General features: G+C 63.5%; 22 protein-coding genes. 16 read left to right on the forward strand and 6 right to left on the reverse strand.

What is annotated here, in order from left to right; translation table 11 throughout:
- Window positions 1-286: 286 nt before the first annotated feature.
- The 4 genes from AC0J5Z_RS03010 to AC0J5Z_RS03025 all read left to right on the forward strand — a co-directional run bounded on the left by AC0J5Z_RS03010 (window position 287) and on the right by AC0J5Z_RS03025 (window position 3,458).
- Window positions 287-742, forward strand: a complete 456-nt coding sequence (locus AC0J5Z_RS03010; RefSeq protein WP_475037346.1) for a hypothetical protein — start codon at window positions 287-289, stop codon at window positions 740-742.
- Between the two features lie 133 nt (window positions 743-875).
- On the forward strand, window positions 876-1,679 hold the full coding sequence (locus AC0J5Z_RS03015) for a COG1470 family protein (RefSeq protein ID WP_475037347.1): 804 nt from the start codon (window positions 876-878) through the stop codon (window positions 1,677-1,679).
- 1 nt (window position 1,680) lies between these two features.
- Window positions 1,681-2,196: a hypothetical protein gene (locus tag AC0J5Z_RS03020; RefSeq protein ID WP_475037348.1), complete on the forward strand. Its 516-nt coding sequence runs from the start codon at window positions 1,681-1,683 to the stop codon at window positions 2,194-2,196.
- Entirely contained in the window at window positions 2,193-3,458 is a 1,266-nt protein-coding gene (locus tag AC0J5Z_RS03025) for a hypothetical protein (RefSeq protein WP_475037349.1), read from the forward strand. Before AC0J5Z_RS03020 ends, AC0J5Z_RS03025 begins: the two co-directional genes overlap by 4 nt.
- 51 nt (window positions 3,459-3,509) lie before the next feature.
- Here the strand turns inward: AC0J5Z_RS03025 and AC0J5Z_RS03030 are convergent, their stop codons facing one another.
- Entirely contained in the window at window positions 3,510-3,644 is a 135-nt protein-coding gene (locus AC0J5Z_RS03030; RefSeq protein ID WP_475037350.1) for a hypothetical protein, read from the reverse strand.
- Here AC0J5Z_RS03030 and AC0J5Z_RS03035 point away from each other — a divergent pair.
- The 4 genes from AC0J5Z_RS03035 (at window position 3,637) to AC0J5Z_RS03050 (ending at window position 6,953) form a co-directional block, all read left to right on the forward strand.
- Complete coding sequence (locus tag AC0J5Z_RS03035; RefSeq protein WP_475037352.1) at window positions 3,637-4,689, forward strand: FUSC family protein; 1,053 nt, start codon at window positions 3,637-3,639, stop codon at window positions 4,687-4,689. The genes AC0J5Z_RS03030 and AC0J5Z_RS03035 overlap by 8 nt on opposite strands.
- A gap of 199 nt (window positions 4,690-4,888) precedes the next feature.
- Entirely contained in the window at window positions 4,889-5,188 is a 300-nt protein-coding gene (locus AC0J5Z_RS03040) for a hypothetical protein (protein ID WP_475037354.1), read from the forward strand.
- Between the two features lie 44 nt (window positions 5,189-5,232).
- Window positions 5,233-5,493: a GlsB/YeaQ/YmgE family stress response membrane protein gene (locus AC0J5Z_RS03045; RefSeq protein WP_475037355.1), complete on the forward strand. Its 261-nt coding sequence runs from the start codon at window positions 5,233-5,235 to the stop codon at window positions 5,491-5,493.
- A 203-nt stretch (window positions 5,494-5,696) separates the two neighbouring features.
- Complete coding sequence (locus AC0J5Z_RS03050; protein ID WP_475037357.1) at window positions 5,697-6,953, forward strand: hypothetical protein; 1,257 nt, start codon at window positions 5,697-5,699, stop codon at window positions 6,951-6,953.
- A 19-nt stretch (window positions 6,954-6,972) separates the two neighbouring features.
- Here the strand turns inward: AC0J5Z_RS03050 and AC0J5Z_RS03055 are convergent, their stop codons facing one another.
- On the reverse strand, window positions 6,973-7,728 hold the full coding sequence (locus AC0J5Z_RS03055; RefSeq protein WP_475037358.1) for a ZIP family metal transporter: 756 nt from the start codon (window positions 7,726-7,728) through the stop codon (window positions 6,973-6,975).
- Window positions 7,729-7,934: 206 nt separating this feature from the next.
- Here AC0J5Z_RS03055 and AC0J5Z_RS03060 point away from each other — a divergent pair, with 206 nt between their 5' ends.
- The 3 genes from AC0J5Z_RS03060 to AC0J5Z_RS03070 are packed head-to-tail and all read left to right on the forward strand — an operon-like array spanning window position 7,935 to window position 9,627.
- Window positions 7,935-8,543 (forward strand): TasA family protein, encoded by a 609-nt coding sequence (locus AC0J5Z_RS03060; RefSeq protein WP_475037359.1) that lies wholly within the window; start codon window positions 7,935-7,937, stop codon window positions 8,541-8,543.
- 12 nt (window positions 8,544-8,555) lie between these two features.
- Window positions 8,556-9,221 (forward strand): signal peptidase I, encoded by a 666-nt coding sequence (locus AC0J5Z_RS03065; protein WP_475037360.1) that lies wholly within the window; start codon window positions 8,556-8,558, stop codon window positions 9,219-9,221.
- Window positions 9,214-9,627 carry an Hpt domain-containing protein gene (locus AC0J5Z_RS03070; protein WP_475037362.1) on the forward strand — a complete coding sequence of 138 codons (414 nt, stop codon included), beginning with the start codon at window positions 9,214-9,216 and terminating at the stop codon, window positions 9,625-9,627. Before AC0J5Z_RS03065 ends, AC0J5Z_RS03070 begins: the two co-directional genes overlap by 8 nt.
- Before the next feature lie 19 nt (window positions 9,628-9,646).
- On the opposite strand, the gene AC0J5Z_RS03075 is transcribed toward AC0J5Z_RS03070, so the two are convergent.
- The gene (locus AC0J5Z_RS03075; protein ID WP_475037364.1) at window positions 9,647-10,960 is read right to left on the reverse strand and encodes an MFS transporter; all 1,314 of its coding nucleotides are present in this window, start codon (window positions 10,958-10,960) and stop codon (window positions 9,647-9,649) included.
- Window positions 10,961-11,122: 162 nt separating this feature from the next.
- Between AC0J5Z_RS03075 and AC0J5Z_RS03080 the strand changes: the two genes are divergently transcribed.
- A complete protein-coding gene (locus tag AC0J5Z_RS03080; protein ID WP_475037366.1) occupies window positions 11,123-11,863 on the forward strand; it encodes an IclR family transcriptional regulator in 741 nt (246 codons plus the stop codon).
- 116 nt (window positions 11,864-11,979) lie between these two features.
- Entirely contained in the window at window positions 11,980-13,167 is a 1,188-nt protein-coding gene (locus AC0J5Z_RS03085; RefSeq protein WP_475037368.1) for a 4-hydroxybenzoate 3-monooxygenase, read from the forward strand.
- A 92-nt stretch (window positions 13,168-13,259) separates the two neighbouring features.
- Here AC0J5Z_RS03085 and AC0J5Z_RS03090 read toward each other — a convergent pair whose 3' ends face one another.
- Window positions 13,260-14,933 (reverse strand): HNH endonuclease signature motif containing protein, encoded by a 1,674-nt coding sequence (locus tag AC0J5Z_RS03090; protein ID WP_475039509.1) that lies wholly within the window; start codon window positions 14,931-14,933, stop codon window positions 13,260-13,262.
- A gap of 439 nt (window positions 14,934-15,372) precedes the next feature.
- On the opposite strand from AC0J5Z_RS03090, the gene AC0J5Z_RS03095 reads away from it, so the two are divergent.
- Window positions 15,373-15,831, forward strand: coding sequence for a VOC family protein (locus AC0J5Z_RS03095; RefSeq protein WP_475037369.1), 459 nt, complete (start codon window positions 15,373-15,375; stop codon window positions 15,829-15,831).
- 64 nt (window positions 15,832-15,895) lie between these two features.
- Here AC0J5Z_RS03095 and AC0J5Z_RS03100 read toward each other — a convergent pair whose 3' ends face one another.
- Both AC0J5Z_RS03100 and AC0J5Z_RS03105 read right to left on the reverse strand, forming a co-directional pair.
- A complete protein-coding gene (locus AC0J5Z_RS03100) occupies window positions 15,896-16,519 on the reverse strand; it encodes a hypothetical protein (protein ID WP_475037371.1) in 624 nt (207 codons plus the stop codon).
- 116 nt (window positions 16,520-16,635) lie between these two features.
- Complete coding sequence (locus AC0J5Z_RS03105; RefSeq protein WP_475037372.1) at window positions 16,636-17,520, reverse strand: helix-turn-helix transcriptional regulator; 885 nt, start codon at window positions 17,518-17,520, stop codon at window positions 16,636-16,638.
- A 151-nt stretch (window positions 17,521-17,671) separates the two neighbouring features.
- Here AC0J5Z_RS03105 and AC0J5Z_RS03110 point away from each other — a divergent pair, with 151 nt between their 5' ends.
- Together AC0J5Z_RS03110 and AC0J5Z_RS03115 are read left to right on the forward strand one after the other, a co-directional pair.
- Window positions 17,672-19,054 (forward strand): MFS transporter, encoded by a 1,383-nt coding sequence (locus AC0J5Z_RS03110; protein ID WP_475039511.1) that lies wholly within the window; start codon window positions 17,672-17,674, stop codon window positions 19,052-19,054.
- 144 nt (window positions 19,055-19,198) lie between these two features.
- Window positions 19,199-19,969, forward strand: coding sequence for an IclR family transcriptional regulator (locus AC0J5Z_RS03115; RefSeq protein WP_475037373.1), 771 nt, complete (start codon window positions 19,199-19,201; stop codon window positions 19,967-19,969).
- Window positions 19,970-19,972 lie beyond the last annotated feature (3 nt).

The raw sequence follows: 19,972 nt of genomic DNA on the forward strand, positions 1-19,972 counted from the left end.
GCAAGTGCCCTGAAGCTGCCTCTCCAAAACTGAGTACAAACCGTCCCATCCTGACTGCGGACACGGGCCCGCATCCAAGTAGTCCCCTGCCGGAAACTGAGTACTCGCATGCGGGATGAACGTATTCCCGACCCCTTGGTCGGGCAGAAAAGTGGGGTACTCCCGACACTAGCCACAAGCCTGCGCTGACTGAACTATTGGGGACATCGCTTCATCCGCCAGCAACGGCCGGATGCTGGGGGTTGCACTGCGGCTTCCCGGAAAAGATCAACCAAGGAGTCTTATCATGCGCAAGCTTTCCAAGAAAAGCCGGGTCACCGCAGCCGTCGCAGGCGTGGCATTGGTCGCAGTGGGTGGCGGAGCCGCTTACGCCTACTGGACCACCACCGGTTCGGGCAGCGGCACGGCAACCAACTCGGCCGGCGGCGGAACCGTCACGCTGCACGCTGCGTTTGGCGGCGGGCTCGCTCCGGGCAACGAGGTGACGGTGGCCTACACCGCGGACAACGCGACCACCTCCAGCACCGTGGTGGGAGCACTCAGTGCCAACGTCACCACCGATGTGGCTGGTTGTCTTCCGGCTTGGTTTGAGGTCACGGCCGTCACCAGCAACAGCTCGGTCGCAGCCAACAGCTTAGGAACGTCCGTGGGCAGCGGCGTGCTGAAGTTCAACGACAGCACCACTGTGAACCAGGACGCCTGCAAGGGTGCAGTGGTAACGGTCAACGTCACCAGCCTGTAGCTCCTGCCGCGCCGGGGACCACCTTGCGAGTGGCGGTCCCCGGCTCACTCTTCCTTGCCAGCACCGAACACGTCCGAAAAGAGCTTCCATGGACCACCGGCCAAAGCGAACAACGCCGTTCCACCGAGCACGAATGCCACTCCGTGCGCTGATACTTGCGCTGGTGGTTGCCTTGGTTCCGGTGGCGGCCCTCGCGGCAAGCAGCGGGCAGGGCGCCTCGCAAGGGAACCAAGCCAAGGTCTCCAATGGGATTGTGGTCGCGCTGTCTCCCTCAAGCCGTAGCCTGGACCAGGGGCAGTCCACCACGTATACCGTGTCAGCCACGTCAACGGGAGGCTTCACTGGGACGGTCACGTTCGCCGCCAGCGGGCTGCCGGCCGGAGCGGTAGCCGCCTGGTCGCCGTCGTCGGTGGTTCTCACCTCCGGAAGTACCGCGCAGGTGACCATGACAGTGCAGACGGCCCCCACCACACCCGCAGGTAAGTCGGACTTCATCGTGAAAGGCACCAGCGGATCTGTGCAGGCTTCAGCGCCGGCGAAGCTGCACGTCCTGGAGGTCAAACGGACATTTGACGTTTCCGGCTCGGTGGATGGCTTGCTCGCACCGGGAGTCACCAGGCCCTTGAACCTCCAGATTTCCAATTCCAACAACAAGAGCATCGCGGTGACCAATCTGTCGGTGGCTATCAACCAGGTGGTCCGGACCCCTGCGGCGGTCGCTGCCAACCTGCCCTGCACCACGGCGGACTACAAGATCACCCAGTATTCGGGTACGTATCCGCTGGCGGTTGCACCGGGCACCCACTTACTTTCCACACTCGGCGTGCCGGAGCCAGAGCGACCGCAGATCGCCATGCTCGACACATCCAAGCTCCAGGACGGTTGCAAAGGCGCGACCCTCCAGCTCGCATACTCCGGCACGGGACAGGCGAACTGACATGAAGACGACAGTCCGAACTCCCCGCATTCCCGGCAAAGGACGGCTGGCGCGAACAGTCGCTGCCACCGCGGCTCTCTGCATCCTTGGTGGTGCGGGTTCCGCGTACGCCTACTGGGTTACCACCGGAATTGGCAGTGGATCAGCAACGAATGGCACCATGCAGGCCGTTACTGTGGACGCACTCGTCCCGGGCGATACCCTGCAAACCAGTCTGGTCCCCGGTGGAACGGCCGACGTCATCCTCCGGGCCTACAACCCGAACCCGCACGCGGTTACCATCTACGGATTCGCGTCGAACGGCCCCGTGACCGCTGATGCGGCCCACCCCGGCTGCACCACCACCGGAGTGACTTTCACGCCTCCGCCGGCACCCTTGGCACCCGCAGTAACCATTCAGGCGAACACCTCCCTCCAGCTCACGCTTGGCAATGCGGCCAGCATGAGTGCGGCGTCGGTGTCAGCCTGCCAAGGTGCCCAGTTCGATGTTCCCGTCACTCTGGAGGTACGGAAGTGAGCCGGCTTCGTCAGACCACGGGCCGGGCGACGTCCTCGCCCGCCACCTTTGGCCCCTGGAACAGGATCGTGGTGATTGTCCTCGGAATATTCCTGGTTTCATGGGGAGGGCCGGCTGCCAGCGCGTTCTGGGGTTCGGTCAGCAGCGGTTTCGGTGCGGCCAAGGCCGATGCCGTAGCCCAGGGCGCCAAGCCCACCACCGCCGTTTCCGGCACCAGCGTGACGGTCACCTGGACTGCAAGTACGACGGCGGCAGGACGGCCCGTGACCGGCTATAGCATCGCCCGCTACGCCACAGCGACCGCGGGTACCGGGATCGCTGCGGCAGGAACCTGCACGGGAACCATCACCGCCCTCAGTTGCGTGGACAACAACGTTCCTACCGGGACCTGGTACTACGCGGTCACCCCGTTGCTCTCGGCATGGCAAGGCGCGGAAAGCACCCGGAGCGCAGCTACGGCCTTGGACGCTACCCCGCCAGGAGCACCTGTAATCACTGCTCCTGTGTACGTGTATTCCAGCAATGTGAACAACGTTCCCGTCAGCGGCACCGCCGAACCCGGTTCAACCGTGGTGCTCACGGTCTCCGGCACGGGGGCCCAGCCTTTGACGGAAACCATGACGGCCAACGGTTCCGGAAACTGGTCGGCTCCACCCCAGAACATGAGCGCCTTCAACGAAGGAACTATCAACTACTCAGCGCGCGCAACGGATGCAGCCGGTAACACCGGCCCTGCAGGTACGGCAGCTTCCACGAAGGACGTGACCGCGCCGACGGTGACCGGGGTTCAGCTCACGAACGGCGGAGCCACGGCCGGCAAGGTTGAGTCAGGCGATTATGTAACACTGACGTTCTCCGAGCCGCTGAAGGCCAGCAGCATCTGCAGTACCTGGACCAGCCCCGCCAGCACACACACTGTGAGCGGCAACGGCAACAACCGGGTTGTCGTAAATGTCAGTGCTGCCGACGTTCTCTCCGTGACCACCAATAGCTGCCCAGTGCTAAGAGTAGGCTCGGTTGCCCTCGGAGGAGACTACACATCGAGCAACTTGAGTTTCAATACCGCTAACAGTGGCGGCATTTTGCACTGGAGCTCGACATCCCAGACACTCACCGTCACTTTGGGCGGAGGGAACGCTGGAGGGGCGACCCTTACTTCAACCACTATCTTCCCGACCTACACCCCCGCCTCCGGCCTGACTGACGTCGCTGGCAACCAGCTTGGCACCTCGTCGGTTCCAGGGGCTCCCTCCCGCTTCTGACCTCTGGAATTTGTCCGCAGATAGTGCTCCTCGCATACGTGATGAGGGGCACTATCTGAACGCAATCCCGGAGTAGCCCAGCGGCCGGGGCGTAACCTTGAAGCGGACGCCAGCGCCGCCGTCGTACATTTTGATCCTGCGACGAAAGGCGAGCCGCCCCTTGAAGGCTGTAGCGGAAATGTTCACGATGGGTCCTGGAAACAAGGACCACCATCCCGCCCTCCGCTGCGCTGTAGGTGTGTTTGTTCCGCTGATTACGTTGACGCTGATCGGGCGGCTGGATTTGGCAGTGTTTGCGTCGTTCGGTGCGTTTACCGGAATTTATGGGCGCAACGAGTCCCACAGCGTGCGCTTCCGGAGCCAGTTGCGCGCTGGCGGCTTCATGCTTTTGGTCATTCTTCTGGCTACCCTCATGGCCCGCTTTGCACAAGCCGGGGGCCTCGAAGGTGCAGCCTATTCATGGCTCCTGACCGCTGCGACCACGGTGGTAGCAGGTGCCTGCTCCGTGGTGGTCGCTGCTTGGCGACTCCGGCCAGGCGGCTCGCTCTTTCACATCTTTGCCTTCGCTGCCATTGCCTCCATCGCCGCACAGCCGCCCCTGTGGGAGGCGATGCTGGTAGCCGTTGGGACCACGGTCTTTTGCTTGCTCATCGGTATGTCTTCGCGCGTTCTGAGGAGCCATCGGACGCCGTGGAAGCGGCCGCCACGCATCCGTCACACCGCAGCGGAGCGCCAGGCGATTTGGCTCGAAGGCGGCGGTTATCTGGTGGCGGCGGGCCTGGCCGGTGCCATCGCCACGTTGGTGGGGGAGCGGCTCGGATTCGGGCACACTTACTGGGCCATGGTGGCGGCTGTAGTCCCGCTGGTGGGTCACTCGACGCGTCATCGGGTCAGCCGAGGCATCCAAAGGATCGCCGGAACGGTGATCGGGCTGGTGCTGCTGGCCGGCATTCTGTGGCTCAATCCCGCGCCGTGGGCCATGGTCCTGGTAATCGCCGCCTGCCAGTTCGGGGCGGAGATGTTCATCGCCCGCCAGTACCTTGTTGCGCAGGTCTTCGTGACGCCGCTGGCGTTGATAGCCACGCTTTTGGCAGCACCGGTGGATCCTGCCCTGCTGCTGCGTGACCGTATCATCGAGACCGTCATTGGTGCCGTCGTCGGCGTCGCAGTGGTGGTGACCCCCGCTGTTTGGCGGCGAGTCCGGGCTGGACGGGTAACAGCCGTGCGTTGACCCGAACCTGGCTTACCTCGGTTTGAACTAAATGATAAGTACACGTATAACTAGATGGTCAAGATGCTTACTAGTGAATGTGTGGAAGACGATGACAGTCGCGCTGCGTGAACCAAGCTCCACACCAGTGGCCGAGAATACCGTGAAAACCAGTGGGGAACAGACGATCCCCATGGGCCCGGTCCACTGCGGTTCACATATGGCGATCTCTGCGGGCCCCTCGAGCGACTCCCTGCAGTGGGTTTCGGTGGAGCCCATCTGGCCGGAATGGGCGTGCGGCTGCGGTTTCCGAATGGATATCGACGCCGTGGACCCAGTGAGCGGCGTGTGGATCGCCGCCCTCCGACGCCAGAGCCTGCAGCACGAACTTGCCATCGCCCAAAACACGTTGGAGTTGGCTTTCAACAAGGCAGTGGATGCGGGCATCGACCCCCGCGCCCTGGCGGAGGTGGCCGGAGTGCCCGCCGCCGAAATCGAGACGCTCCTTAGCCGACGCTGATCGACGACTTAACTGCGACTTACTGACGAAAGAGAGATTGAAAAATGGGAATTATCGGTTGGATTGTTTTGGGTTTGATTGCTGGGGCCATCGCAAAGGCCATTAAACCCGGCAAGCAGGGCGGCGGCTGGATCGCAACATTGCTGCTCGGCATCGTCGGCGCCGTCCTGGGCGGTTGGATCGGCAGCGCACTCTTCAATGTGGGCATCAACGAGTTCTGGTCGCTTTCCACCTGGCTGCTGGCAATCGGCGGCGCACTGCTCGTGCTCATCATCTGGGGACTGGTAACGCGCAAGAAGGCATAACTGTTTGAATGCAAAGAGGCTCCGACGCTGCTGCAAGTTCTGCAGGGTCGGGGCCTCTTGGCGTTTCTCCGTTTCGCCTGGATCACCCACTAAGGGTCCTGCTAGTCGGTCACAAATCGCCCGTAGCACAGCGGCTTTAGACGGCAATCAGCGGTCCGCTACGCTGCTCAAAGCCACGCCACTCCGCACGCATAGGGCCACCGATGACGCACTCTTTCGCAGCCGACCATGCCCCCGCGCAGTCGGGAACTTCGCCGGAACCTTCGCTCGAACGCTGCGGCGAACCAGCCCTTGAACGCACCGCCGCCGGCACCGCCCTGGGAGCCTTCGGAATGGTGGCCGTCGTCGGTGTCTTCGCCCTTTTCCTCCACATGCTGGCGCAGCATTCGCCGCGGATTGGTCCTGGCTACGATGGCTGGGCGCAGGACACCACCGATTCTTCGCTTGCCGCCCTGCGCTGGCTCCTCGGCGACATGACCGAGCCCTTGTTCTACAAGGCTGATCTCGCAGCGCTCGGACTGCTCGCAGGTGCCACGGCCGCGTGGTGGACTGGCCGACGCGGGGCGACATGGGCGGGCACGATCACATACGGCACGGGACTGTGGCCCTGGGTGCTGGCATCGGCGTCGCTGAGCTTGCTGCTCTCCAACCTGGTGTTCGGATGGGTGCTCGACGACGGGTGGAAGCCAACGTTCGTGCCTTTGGTTTGCGTCGCTCCCGCTATGGTCCTTCTCTACGGGGCGGGTTGGCGGACTTGCATCACTGGCGCGGTCCTGGGAGCTGCCACCACCACACCTTTGGCGTTGCTGTTCATCCCTACAGTCTCAGCACCGCTCGGCCTACCAGCCGTGGTGGCGAGCGTCCTCGCCATGTCGGTGGGCTCGGTCATCTCGTTCCTCATCGCCCGGCGGCTGCGATGGCTTGTCCTGCGGGAGCCTCGCCCGGCGACGCAGCCCGGCCTGCCGTCGTCGGGCCGTAACCGAAACTTCCTCAGCGACGCCGGTTGGGCTGCGCGCCGGGTCCTCCGGGACTTCACTGAATCCCACTTCTTTGCGAACGAACTCGCCGGCGCCTGTGTGATCGTGGCTGTGGCCGCGGCGTTTGTCCTGAACCCGGGGCTGCCGTCGTACGGCACAGGCCTGCTGCCAAACATACTGTTTGCCCAGGCGCTGACCTCGGCGATCGGCGTCGTCCTGTGGCGGGGCTGGTACCGCGACGGCGGGTGGACGGCTACCTACGCCTCCGTAGTTTCAGTGGCTCCTGCGGCCGTCCTCGCGTTCGGCGGCTCCTGGACGGGGATGGTAGGCGGGGCCGTGATGGGTGCAGTCCTTGCGCCGCCTATCGCCAAGGCCATTTCCGCAAGGCTGCCAGCCGGTTTTCATCCGGTCATCGGCAATACAGCGGCCATGGCGATCTCGACGGCGGTTGCCCTACCGACCCTTGGGCTGCTGCCCTTCTAGCTCCTTTGGGTACAGCGCCTTAGCCCCCGACGTGATGAATCGTGAACGCGCTCAGGAAGCCGACGGCGGCCGTCAGCCCGGTCAGGTTGTGGTGCTCCTCGAAGGCCTCGGGGATCATGGTGTCGGCGAGCATGGCCAGGATTCCGCCTGCGGCAATGGCGGTGATGAACGCGATCACAGTCTCTGGAGCGTTCTCCAATGCGGTGTACCCCAGAAGAGCAGCAAGCCCGCTGAACACCGCGATGCCGATCCACGTGCCAAAGACGTAAGCGGGGCTGCGTCCGGCCTTCTTCATGCCTGCTGTGCTGGAGAGTCCCTCGGGTACATTCGAAATGAAGACGGCGGCGAGCATCGCCGGGCTGACTGCCCCTCCGGCAAGTAGCCCGACGCCCAGGACCACTGATTCCGGAATGCCGTCAATGAGGGCGCCTACCGCGATGGCCGTGCCGCTCCCCGGGGAGTCCTTCTCGGAAGGCTGGGTGCCACCCGAACGTTTCCGATGCTTGGCTCCGGCGCGGGCAAGCAGGGCGTTGGAGCCCACGAAGATCAGGGCGCCCAAGAGGAAACCCAAGACTGTTGGGAGCAAGCCGCCGCCCTCCACGGCTTCGTCAACCAACTCGAACGCCAACGCGGAGATCAATACACCGGCGCCGAATGCCATCACCGTGGACACGATCTTGGGCGGCACTTTCCACCTCCACGCGATGCCCGCCCCGAGGACCAAGGCACCGCCTGCAAGAGTTCCCCACATCAAGGCCTGCAACCACATCGGCATCTATCTTGCCCTCTCATCGGCCGTCCACGTGCATCAAGAAGTGTTGCACATGGGACCTGTGTGACTGCGAAAGTCTTGATGCTTTCCTGCGGAATTGCAGGATTTGTTCTTGATCCGGGCCCGGCAAAGTAGTTCTTGTGAGCCAGAGAGGCTGACAAGTAACGGCCGGCCGGACCGCGGTGGCCTCCCGAAAGGACCATACTCAGATGGCCATCAGCCTCAAGACCACCTCCGGCAAGATCCTCGCTTCCGTCGCACTGGTCGGCACCGCAGCCGCCGTCGCCGGCATGGGAACCTACGGCGCGTTCACCTCCTCCACTTCGGCGAGCCAGGCCGTCACCGCCGGCACCGTCACCATCGCCCTGGGCGCCCCCGGTCCGGCCAACACCCTCAACGTCCCCGTTGCGGGCCTGCTGCCCGGCGACAAGGTGGAAAAGCTCGTCACCCTGGCCAACACCGGCAGCTCGGACCTGAACAACGTCACCCTCACCACTTCCGCCGGCGCCACCGCATCACTGCTCACCACCGACGCCGCCAACGGCCTGCAGCTGACGATCGAAAACTGCTCCGTGGCCTGGACCGGCACCGCAGCCCCTTACAACTGCACGGGCACCAAAACCACCGTTTTGGCCTCCGCCCCTGTCATCGCAGCGAACAAGGTCCTGAACAACCTGGCCTCCCTGACCTCGGCCAAGACCGACAACCTCAAGGTCACCACCGCGTTCCCCACCACCGCCAACAACGACTTCCAAGGCGCCACCTCCACCATCGCCTTCTCCTTCACCGGCACCCAGCGCACCGAAACCACCAAGTAGGAACGCCAGGCAATGAGCACCATCACCAGCATCAGCGAAGCCGCAGTGACCTCCGCGACCCGTCCCGCCGCCGTCGTGATTCGAACGGAGGTTGCCCATACCACAACGGGTGCCTTCGGCCGGTTCGCAGGCAAGGTAGCCAAGGGAATTGCCGTGGGCATGTTGGTCCTGGCTGCCGTGGTGTTCTTCTTCCTGGCGATCGGGCCGAGGGTCTTCGGCTACCAGACCTCAACCATGCTGACCGGATCCATGGCGCCGCTGATCAACCCGGGCGACGTCGTCGTGACCGTTCCCACGCCCATCACCGATATCAAGGTAGGGGACGTCATCACCTACCACATTCCCGTGGAGGACCAGCGGGTGGAAACACACCGCATCATCGAGCTCACCACCACCGCCGACGGTGGCGTAGCAGTGCAAACCAAGGGAGACGCCAACAACGGCATCGACCCTTGGATCGCCACCCTCCAAGGCGCCACCGTGGACAAGCAGGTCGCCACCATCCCCTACGTGGGCAACACCATCCGCGCCCTCCGCGAGCCCATCGTCATGAACATCCTCATGTACGGCGCACCGTCCATTTTGGTCATCGGGATGCTCGCCTCCATCTGGACCAAAGACCCCGACAATGTCGCGCTGCAAGGCGTCCCAGCTCGCCAGGCAGCAAGCGGTGAGTGAGGACCCGGGCCCCACTCCGGAGGCTACCGCTTTGGAACCATGCAGGCTGAAGGCGCTGGCTGAGGAGTTGGGAGACCCAACACCAGCGCTCCGTTTTCTCGCCACCTACCTGTCCATGCTGCCCGGCCGCATCCTCAGTATCTCGAGCGGCCTGTGCGAGCACGACGTCAACGCAAGCATGGACGCAATCCTGAGCCTCAAGATTTCCTCGGCCATGGTTGGCGCCTTGGAGACAGAGGACCGGTGCCGGACCATCGAGGCGATGATCCGGGAAGACCACTTCGACTCTGCAGTCCAGGCATTCCCGGCACTTCAAGACTCTACGGACCGCTGCTTCGCCGCCGGACTACAGCTGATGGGGAAGGCAAGGGAATCGCTTTGCTCCGGGCCCAGGACTCCTTGTTAGGGTTTAGCGCAGTTAGGGTTTAGCGCTCAACCGGCACGCTGGTGTCGGGGGTCTTGACCTCGTGCGGCACCAGGAACAGTGCGGCGACGGCCAGCAGGCCGGCGGCAGCGAAGACGTAGAAGCCGGCAGGGTAGGCGATGTTCGCCGCCACCAAGGTCCCCGTGACCGCTGGCCCAACGATCGCGCCCAGCCTGCCCACCCCTGCCGCAAAGCCCAGCGCGGTTCCGCGGAGCCGGGGCGGGAACAGCTGGCTGACCCAGGCATAGACCAGAACTTGCGAGCTGAAAACGAAGACGCCAGTGACGAATACGGCAGCGTTGAGCAGGAACTCGTTCTGGATCTTGACGCTCAGAACAGCCAGGAACACTGCCGACAATCCGAACCACATCAGCACAATCTTCTTGGTCCCATGCTTGTCGGCCAGGACTCCGGCAATGAACAGTCCGGCGACGGCACCGAGATTCAGGACCAGTAGTAGCGTCAGGCCTGTGCTCACGGGGTAGCCGGCAGCGGCCATCAATTGCGGCAGCCACGTGTTCAGGCCGTAGACCAGCAGCAGCCCCATGAACGAGGCGATGCCAATGCCCACGGCAACCATGGGGTACGGCTTCTGAAGGAGGTCGCGGAAGCCGGTCTTTGGCTTGGTGCCGGTTGAATGCTCGACGACGGTTGTCACCTTGGTGGGTTCGTCCGTCTTGGACTCGTTCGGCTTTCGTTCCCCAGCCGTGGCCGGGGCAGTCTTGGCAGGAACTGCTTCAGGGAGCACTTCCGGCAGCTTGACCCATAGGAAGGGCAGGAGCACCAGCCCGGCGACGCCGCCGATGATGAACATGAGTCGCCAGTTCGGAACGATGAAAATGGCCAGTAGTGCCGTTGCTACAGCGCCAACGTGATAGCCGGTCATGGTCCGGGTGGTGGATTTGCCAGCGGATCCGGCTGGGGCGTAGTCGTTGATGTACGCCAAAGCGGCAGGGAGGCAGGCGCCCAATCCGAGCCCGGCCAGCATACGAAGCAGGGAGAAGACGGCGACGTTCGGGGCGAAGGCGACTCCAAGGGTGAACAGCGAGAAGCCCGCCACGCAGGCGATCAGCAGTTTCCGGCGTCCGAACTGGTCCGAGAGCGGCGCAATAAAGAGCGCGCCAAGGCCCACGCCCACCAACGAAATAGTGGCCGCGAAAGTGGCTCCGACGGCGTCGAAGCCAAGCTCGCCGGTCTTGATGAGTGTCGGAATGACCGTGCCAAGGACCACGAGGTCGAACCCGTCCAGGACCATGGCCAGCCAACAGAGCCAAACAGGCCATTGGGAGCGGCGGGCAGATGACATCGTTGGCATAGCGTCCTCAGTACTTCTTTGTAGGGGTTCCGGCCACAGAACGGTCGGTCGGCTATGAGAGTTGTATCACCGCATGCTGTTGCCTGGCGCACGTTCTACCATTGAATGGAAGGCGCCTTCGGCGCTGCGGCACTAAGTGGCCAGAAAGCAAGGGAGCGCACCGTGGCCAACTCGGCATCCGGAGATTCTGTGGTGGACCGCGTGGTGCGGGTGATCGAGGCCTTTCCTGAAGGGGTGACGTCACTGCAGCTGAGCGAACTGGCCGACCGTGCCGGCCTCCCGTTGTCATCAGCCCATCGGCTGGTCCGGCAACTTTGCGAGCATGGACTGCTGGATCTTGGGGCCGGAGGGACTGTTCGCTTGGGATTGCGTTTGTGGGAGCTCGTCAATCGAAATTCGCCCACGCTGGCTCTCCGGCAGGCGGCCATGCCCTTCATGGAGGACATCCAGCAGGTCCTCAACCAGAACGTGAACCTGGCCGTGCTCGACGGGTGGGAAGCGCTCTTTGTCGAGCGGCTTTCCCGACGGGGATCGGTGGCCAATAGGGCGCAGATAGCCGGGCGCATGCCCGTCCACATTTCGTCTGCAGGGCTGGCCCTGATGTCACACCAGCCGCGTGAGCTGCAGGCGGAGTACCTCGAGCAGTTCGTTGATTCGTCCGGAAAGGTGACTGCCGACGTCGTGCGTCATTTCCTGGCCGAAGCGGCCCAACAGGGGTACGCGCAACTCGCTGGCGTGGTGGATCCGGACACATGGGGTATTGCGGTGCCGGTAATGAACGGCAAGCGTCGAACCGTGGCGGCGCTCGGAGTGGTGGTACCACTTGCGGAGATGCGGCTGCAGGCTCTGGTGCCCGCGCTCCAAACAGCAGCACGGGGGATCGGGCGCCAACTGGCGGACTAGGCCAGCTTCCGTTCATCGGAATTGCTGTAACGCCAATCACTCGCATCGGGTCACACTGATTCGAGATTCATCCCGCTTTCGAGCAAACCGGGATCCGCAACGAAGCGAGGAAAACCATGGCACGTACACCCATCACCACCCAGGTCGCCATCATGGGCGCGGGCCCCGCCGGCCTCATGCTCTCCCACTTGCTGGCAAAGCAGGGGATCGAGTCCGTAGTGGTGGAGATCCGCAGCCGCAAGGAAATCCAGGAGACGGTCCGCGCCGGAATCCTTGAGCATGGCACCGTGAACCTGCTGGTTGATTCCGGCGTCTCGGACCGGGTTCTGCGCGAAGGCGACCGGCACGACGGCATCGAACTGCGTTTCAATGGCGAGAGCCACCGGATCAACTTCAAAGAACTCGTGGGCGAATCCGTGTGGCTGTACCCGCAGACCGATGTCTTCATGGACCTCGCCGCGAAGCGGGAAGCCGACGGCGGCGACGTTCGCTACAGCGTCACGGAGACCACCGTGCACGACTTGGAAGGCAAACCGAAAGTCTGGTTCACCGACGCCGACGGCCAGGAGTTCGAAATCCAGGCCGACTTCCTGGTGGGTGCCGACGGGTCGCGCAGCCACTGCCGCTTCCAGATCCCCGAGGCCAACCGTAAATGGTATTTCCACGAGTACCCGTTCGCATGGTTCGGAATCCTCGCCGAGGCTCCGCGCAGCGCTGACGAACTTATCTACGCTAACTCCGAGAGCGGCTTCGCCCTGATCAGCCAGCGCACCGAAACAGTTCAACGCATGTACTTCCAGTGCGACCCCAAGGAAAACGTGGCCGATTGGGACGACGAACGCATCTGGACGGAGTTCCGCAAGCGCGTCAACGGCAACGGGTTTGAGCTCAAGGAAGGACCCGTCCTGGAAAAGATGGTCTTGCCGTTCCGCAGCTTCGTCCACACCCCCATGCGCCACGGCAACCTCTTCCTCGCCGGCGACGCCGCGCACACGGTCCCACCCACCGGCGCCAAGGGCCTCAACCTGGCTATCCACGACGTCAAGGTGCTGTTCGAAGGCCTGGATTCCTTCTACTCCAAAGGCTCGACGGCGCTCCTGGACTCCTACAGCGATCGCGCCCTGGACCGCGTGTGGAAGGCCCAGCACTTCTCGTACTGGATGACGTCCATGCTCCATACCGTGCCAGGTGCCGACGACTTCCACCGCGCCCGCCAACTTGGTGAACTGCATTCCGTTGTCACATCCGAGCACGCCAAGGCGTATCTGGCGGAGTCATACACAGGCTGGCCGGCTTCGCGGTAGCTCTGGCCGAAGGCAACATCTCTCGCGTACCTGCCCACCGACACACACCGTTATTCAGGCAGTCCCGCCCTCGGCCCGCACCCGTTCCACGTTTATGTTCTGTGGGGTGTGTGGTGGTGGTTGCGTCGGGGTGTTTGGTTGGGGTCGATGTGGGGTGGGGGGATGAACCAGGGGACGCCGGTTGTCATGTCGATGCGCCAGTTTTCTTTGTGGATGAGGTGGTGGTGGTGGCTGCAGAGCAGGGTGCCGTTGTTGGTTGATGTGGTGCCGCCGTGGGACCAGTAGGTGGTGTGGTGGGTTTCGCACCAGGGTGCGGGCATGGTGCAGTCGGGGAAGGCGCAGCCTTGGTCGCGGGCGGTGATGGCTTTGCGGATGTGGGGTGGGAAGATCCGGGTGGTGCGGCCGATGTCCAGGACGCGGGATTCGCTGCCGAGCAGGACGGGGATGATGTCGGCGTCGCAGGCGATTTTGCGGATGGTGTTCGGGTGGATGGGGCCGGTGAACGTCGCTGTCCCGGTGCTGAGCCGTTGGTGGTCGTTGAGTTGGTTGAAGAGGTCGCGGTGGTCGATGGTGACGGTGAGTTGGGGTCGGAGACCGCCGTTGGAGGGCAGTTTCCCGGTGCTCATCGCGACGCTGCAGGCACCGACCAAGCCGTCGAGGAGTTTCTGTGCCCGGCTGCGGCGGTCCAGGACCGGTCCGGTGGGGGTGTCCTCAATGGCAGGGCCGGTGGGGGTAGAGCCACAAACTGTGGCTCCCTGCACCGCTGATGCCTGTGTTGTTGGTCCGTGCGTATCCGAACTGTGCGCGCTTCCGTGTGCGGTGTCGGGCTCGTCGTGGCTGTCGCGGAGTCTGGGGTTGGTGGCGGCGTTCATGACGGTGGCCAGGGTTTCGTATTGTTCGGCGGTGGCGAAGATTTCGAGGTGGTGGAGTCCGTGACGGCGTCGGCGCCGGAGGAACGCGCCTTGGAGTTGGCGGAGAACTTCTTCGGACGGTTCGGGGCCGTCCTGGTCGATTCTGTCGGTCCAGCGTTTGGCCATTTTGGTGACGAAGTCGGGGTCTGTTTCCATCGCGGTGGTGGTCAGTGCCCGTTCCATGTCCGTGATGGTGTCCTCATCGGTGAGTTGCCGGACATTGTCCAGGGCGGTGCTGATGATCGTCGCCGAGCGGGCAGGCACCAGCGCGGATCCGACCGCCTTGGCCAGTAATTCGCGCCGGGCCGGGATCTCCTGCCCGGTCATTCCCGCCTGGGGCAGCACCTCGGCCGCGAGGGCGAGCCGTCGCCGGGCTTCACCGATGCCGATCCGCAACCGTGCCCGGAGGAACTCCGCCGCGTTCCGGTACCCGTCATCCAGGACGCTGGCCGCTCCCTTAACCGTCGTACCCGTGGCTGGCTCAGTCCAACCCGTCCGCCACTCCGGCGCTGCCACCGTCGACCTCGGTTGGGCTTGCTGTGCTTCCTTCCGGGTCCGGTCCACCGCCTGCGCCGCGACAACCTGCAAGAACTCCAACGACCTGGAGATCTCCTCGATCCTGCCGGCAAAAGCAGCGGCCTCAACAAACCCGAACAGCCGCGCCTCATCGACCGCTATTGATCGCAACGCGTCCGCTGCAGCGACACCCTCAAGGAGCGCTACTTCCAGTGCAGGCGCACCAGACGAAAGGGACACCGCCAGCAACGAATCTGGTGCGGTTTCCCTTGGCTTGGACCATGCCGCGGGCGCCTGTTCGGGTGCGGATTCGCCGGGCGGGGACCATGCCGCGGGCATCGACTCGGGCGCCTGTTGGGGTGTGGATGCCTGTGGTGTAGACGCAGACCCGGGCACCTGTTCGGGTGCGGATGCCTGTGGTGTAGACACAGACTCGGGCAGCCCAACAGGCGCCGATTCCCCAGACTTGGACACCGACTCAAATCCAAGAAGTAGCCCAGTGCTCCGGGAGTCATCCGCGACGGTGCCTGCCGCCGTCGTGCTCTTTAGCGCCGCAAGGCGGGAAGGCGTATCCAATGACATGGGAGGGACGCGCCGGGGCACCTCACCGGCACCGGGCGAGCCTGCCCGCCGTGCCAAGATCTGCCCGATGCCTTCCATAAATCAACCCTGTCACGATGACTCGACAGCCATCAGCCCTCATCGGTGCTATGTGGAAAACCCGGTCCGATGCTCAATTTGTTGAGCGAATCCGGGCTGCAGGATCTACCGTACAAACATGACTAATGAACCAAGCCCCAAATCACCGGTCCGGCAGTTGCGGCTCGTCGTGGAGGCTGAGGACTACGACGCCGCGTTGGCGTTTTTCCGTGACGCCTTGGGCCTGCCGGAGCAGGCTGCTTACGAAGGGGATGGGGACGCCCGCGTCACCATCCTGGACGCCGGCCGAGCCACCCTGGAGATTTCCAACCCCGCCCAAGTCCGGCTCATCGACCAGGTTGAGGCCGATGGCCAGCCCAGCGCCAAGATCCGGATTGCCTTCGAAGTGGAGGATTCCGCCGCGACCACCAGGGAATTGGTCGAAGCCGGGGGCACCCTGATTGCAGAACCCAGGGAAACCCCATGGAAGTCGCTGAACTCCCGGCTCGAAGCCCCCGCCGGACTTCAGATCACACTGTTCCAGGAGCTCGAGTCCACTGAAGAACGAAGCTCCAAGCCCGGTTTCAAACGCCCTTGACCAAAGGCGGCCTTCAGTCTCGTCCCGCTTGTCGCGTTTAGCGGGCATTGTCTTTGTGTGAGGCCTAACCGGCGAAGCCGCTTTGGTGGTCGATGCCCGCTTGGTCGACCTTTCGGTGGAAGCGCATTCCGGCCTTGCCACCGACGATGGCGCCGATGAGGGGGACGATCAGGGCAATGACGAGGCCAATGATGCCGCTGGCGGTCATCAGGCTTCCGTCAACGGGGATCTGTGGTGGGCCGTTGAGATTGCCGAGAATGTTGAACTGGCTCCCTGCCACCGCCGCGAGGATCGCCGCAATGATGGCGATGATGATGCCCCATAGCCACACGGCGAGCCCTTGCTTCGCTCCATCAAAACGGGCCATGCGTCCGGCGACGTATCCTCCGCAGTAATACGCCAAGAATAAGACGATTGCCAGCACGATGCCGCTAACTATGCCCAGACTTTCTGCGTTCTGCTGGGCCTGGTCCGCCGCTTGCTCTGCGGTGGAAGAATTCGCCGCGCCTACGCCTACTCCGATCGCGGTAGCTAGGGCGCTGAGCAGTACGGTCATCCCGATGGCCGTGAGCCAGCCAAAGAAGGCCGAGCCCCATTTGATGCCGCCAAAGCGTTCCTTTTCCGCTCTGACGACGTCGTTCCTGCGGCCTTTGGGAGTGCTTGATCCCTCGCCATTTCCAACTACCATGTCAGCTCCTAGCCTGGGTGCCTGAACTTTGGTTAATCAAGCAAAACCCACCCTCGGCAAGAAAGCAAGGATACTTACTAAATTCCCGCCCCCAAGCTGATGGGTATGTCCCGGCCTCAGGACTCGATTTCTGCCAATCCTCGTGGGGCTGCCTCTATGTCGCCTGAACCCTGGAGAAGCTGCAGGGCCGCCGCTGCTGGAGTTCCCGGGTCTGCGGCGTAGAGGAGGACCCGGTGGCCGGACTCGTCCGGCGGCGTGAGTACCTCGAAGTTCAACTCCAGATAACCCACTTCCGGGTGTTGCACGTACTTGACGCCGGACATGCAGTTCTCCACCGGGTGCTTGGCCCAGAGCTTCGCAAATTCCTGGCTCTTCAATGTCAGCTCACCGACCAAGGACGCCAGTTCCTGGTCATCGGCGGATTTTCCTGCCACGAGGCGCAACGACGCGACGGCCCGGCTGGCCTCCTCCGGCCAGCGCGCGTACAGCTCCCGCGTGTGATCGTCGAGGAACAACAGCCGGGTCATGTTGGGACGGGTGGGAGGGACCTCCGGCGCTGCGAAGTCCAAGTGGCCGGCAACCAGCCGGTGCCCCAGGGCATTCCACGCCAGCACTTCACTCCGACGCCCCAACACCACCGCCGGAGTACCGGACATGGACTGGATCAACCGCAGTGTCCCGGGCCGCACTTTGTCCGGCTTCACCGGCAAGCGCCGCTTCGCCTTTCCGGGCCGGGCCAGGTTGAAGAGGTGCGCCCGTTCGTCCTCGCCCAGGTTCAGGGCACGGGCGATCGCGCCGATGACGGCTTCTGAAGCATTCGTGCTGAGGCCCTGCTCCAGCCTGGTGTAATACGTGGTGCTGACCCCGGCCAGCATGGCCAGTTCCTCCCGCCGCAGGCCAGGGACGCGGCGGATGCCGTAATTCAGAACGCCGACGTCCTCGGGCTGCAAGGCTGCCCGACGCACGCGAAGGAACTCCCCAAGTTCACTGTATGTACCCATGCACCCATTGTTCAGCTAATGGCTGGGGTTGTCCTGTCACTGCCAGTGGTACCCACAGTGGGGTGTGGCTACTGCTCGTGAAAGCGGCCACGCTGAACGCATGCCAACAACCAATAAAGTCAGTCATCCCCAGGTCGAGTCAGCAAAAGGCATGACCGGCAGGCAGCGGCTGGCACTCATCGTCCTCTTAACAGCCAGTTTCACGTTGGCCGTCGATTTCTCCATCCTCAACGTCGCTCTGCCTGCCATCGGCTCAGATGTAGGCTTCTCGCTGGAGAACCTCCAATGGGTCGCAACGGCGTTCGCGCTGTGCGCCGCCGGCCTTACGCTTCTGTTCGGGCGCGTGGCGGACCTGGCCGGGCGCCGGAAGATGTTCCTGATAGGCATGGCGCTGCTCGGTGCAGCGTCAATGGCGGGTGGCCTGGCCACCGAACCGGCCGTGCTGCTGCTGGCAAGGGTGGGCCAAGGCATCGCCACGGCCATGGTGGTGCCGGCGGCCCTGTCGCTGTTGCTGGTTTCGTTTCCGGAAGGGCCTCTCAGGGCCAAAGCACTCGGGCTCAACGGTTCCCTAATGGCTGCAGGGTTCACCACGGGGGCAATCCTCGGTGGCTTGCTGACCGACCTCCTGAGCTGGCGGTGGGCGTTCTTCATCAATGTCCCCGTTGCGGTAGCCGTTCTCCTCGTCGCCCCCGTTGTCCTCGCTGAAAGTAAAGCAACGTCCAAGCTCCGGCTCGACGTTCCCGGCGCCATCACCGTCACCGCGGGCCTGCTCGCGTTGGTCTTCGGTCTCACCCACGCCGCCGAACACTCTTGGACCCACCCCCTGACGCTCGGTGCGCTTGCGGCCGCCGTCGTCCTCTTTGCCGTCTTTGCCAGGGTGGAAAGCCGCGCGCCGCACCCGCTGGTGCCCCTCGGCATCCTCAAGCGTTCAAACGTGGCCTGGGGCAACGTCGCCGGGGTTTTGGCGTTCGCTACCGAGACCTCGCTGGTGTTCCTGCTGACCCTGTACCTGCAGCAGGTCCTCGGTTACACGCCCCTCGGCGCCGGTCTTTCCTTCGCCATCCTGGGCCTGGGCACGGTCCTCGGCGGCATGCTGGGACCCAAAGTAATCGCGAGGATCGGCAGCAAGAACGCCATTGTGTATGGGTTCGTGGCGCAGGCGATCGCTACGGTGACTCTGGTCCGGCTCGGCACAGACCCAGCGTCCATATGGCTGTTGCTGGTGGCGACGTTCATTGGGGGCGTCGCGAACCTCGTGGTCATTGTGGGCTTCATGGTCACCGCGACCTCCGGAGTCCCCGATGCCGACCAGGGAATGGCCACGGGACTGGCCACCATGAGCCAGCAGATCGGCATCACTATGGGCATCCCGGTGATGAGCGCGGTATTCACCGCTCAGCTGCTTGCCGTCGGCGCGAGTGACAGGCCGGCGGTGCTGGGCGGTGTCACGATGGCTATCGGGGTGAACGCGGCACTGTGCCTCGCGGCTGCCGTGGCCGTGGCGGTGTTCCTCAAGAAGCCGGGTGCGGCCTAACGCCGCGGAAAGGCTACAAACGCACGACGGCGGCAGCTCGCCGTCGTGCGTTTCCCCCGTGATGGGCGCCGTCGCGCTAGCAGCCGCCCACCAAGGCTTCCCATATATAGGGAGGTGTATCTGTTTCGTGGGAGAATCGGCGGCATGGAAGCGACTACCGCCGGAGCCCGGACGCTTGAACGCGGACTCAGCCTGATTGACCACGTAGCGGCCGGCAACCATCGGCTTGAGGACATCACCAAAGCCGCAGGACTCAGCCGATCGGCCACCCACAGAATGTTGACTTCCCTGGTGGGGGCCAAGTACCTGAGCCAGTCCGAGGACCGAAGCTACCATCTGGGCGTGAAGTTGTTGGAGTTGGGCACCCAAGCCCAAGCCAGCATCGACCTGCCAGGGGCCGTGCAGCAGATCCTGTCTGAAATCGCCCGCATCACCCTGGATGCGACCCACTTGGGAATACTCTCTGGGGATGAAGTGGTCTATCTGGCCAAGGCCCGTGGCCACCGTGGTTTCGAGATGACCTCCTATCCGGGCGTCCGCCGGAGGGCTCAGACTACGGCGCTGGGCAAAGTGCTGCTGGCAGAGAAGGACGACGCCGAGGCGATAAACGCCTTCAACCACACCATTACGCCAACGCCGCTCTCTATCAGGACGGCCGAGGACTTCCTGGCCGCACTGCATCAGGCCAAGCAAAACGGCTATGCGATGGACGACCAGGAGAACGAGCTCGGGATCACGTGCCTGGCCATCGGGATACCTGATTTGAGCGGAGCCATGGCTGCCGCCGTGTCAGTCTCGGCCCCCAGTGTCCACATGACTCCCGAGCGCATCCAATCCCTCGTCGCCCTGCTTCAGAAGTTCCAGCCGGAACTCACCAGTTGCCTTCCGCCGGGATTTGAAAGGGCCTGGATCTAGCCC

The sequence above is a fragment of the Paenarthrobacter sp. TRD_SC_7 genome, assembly GCF_056156245.1.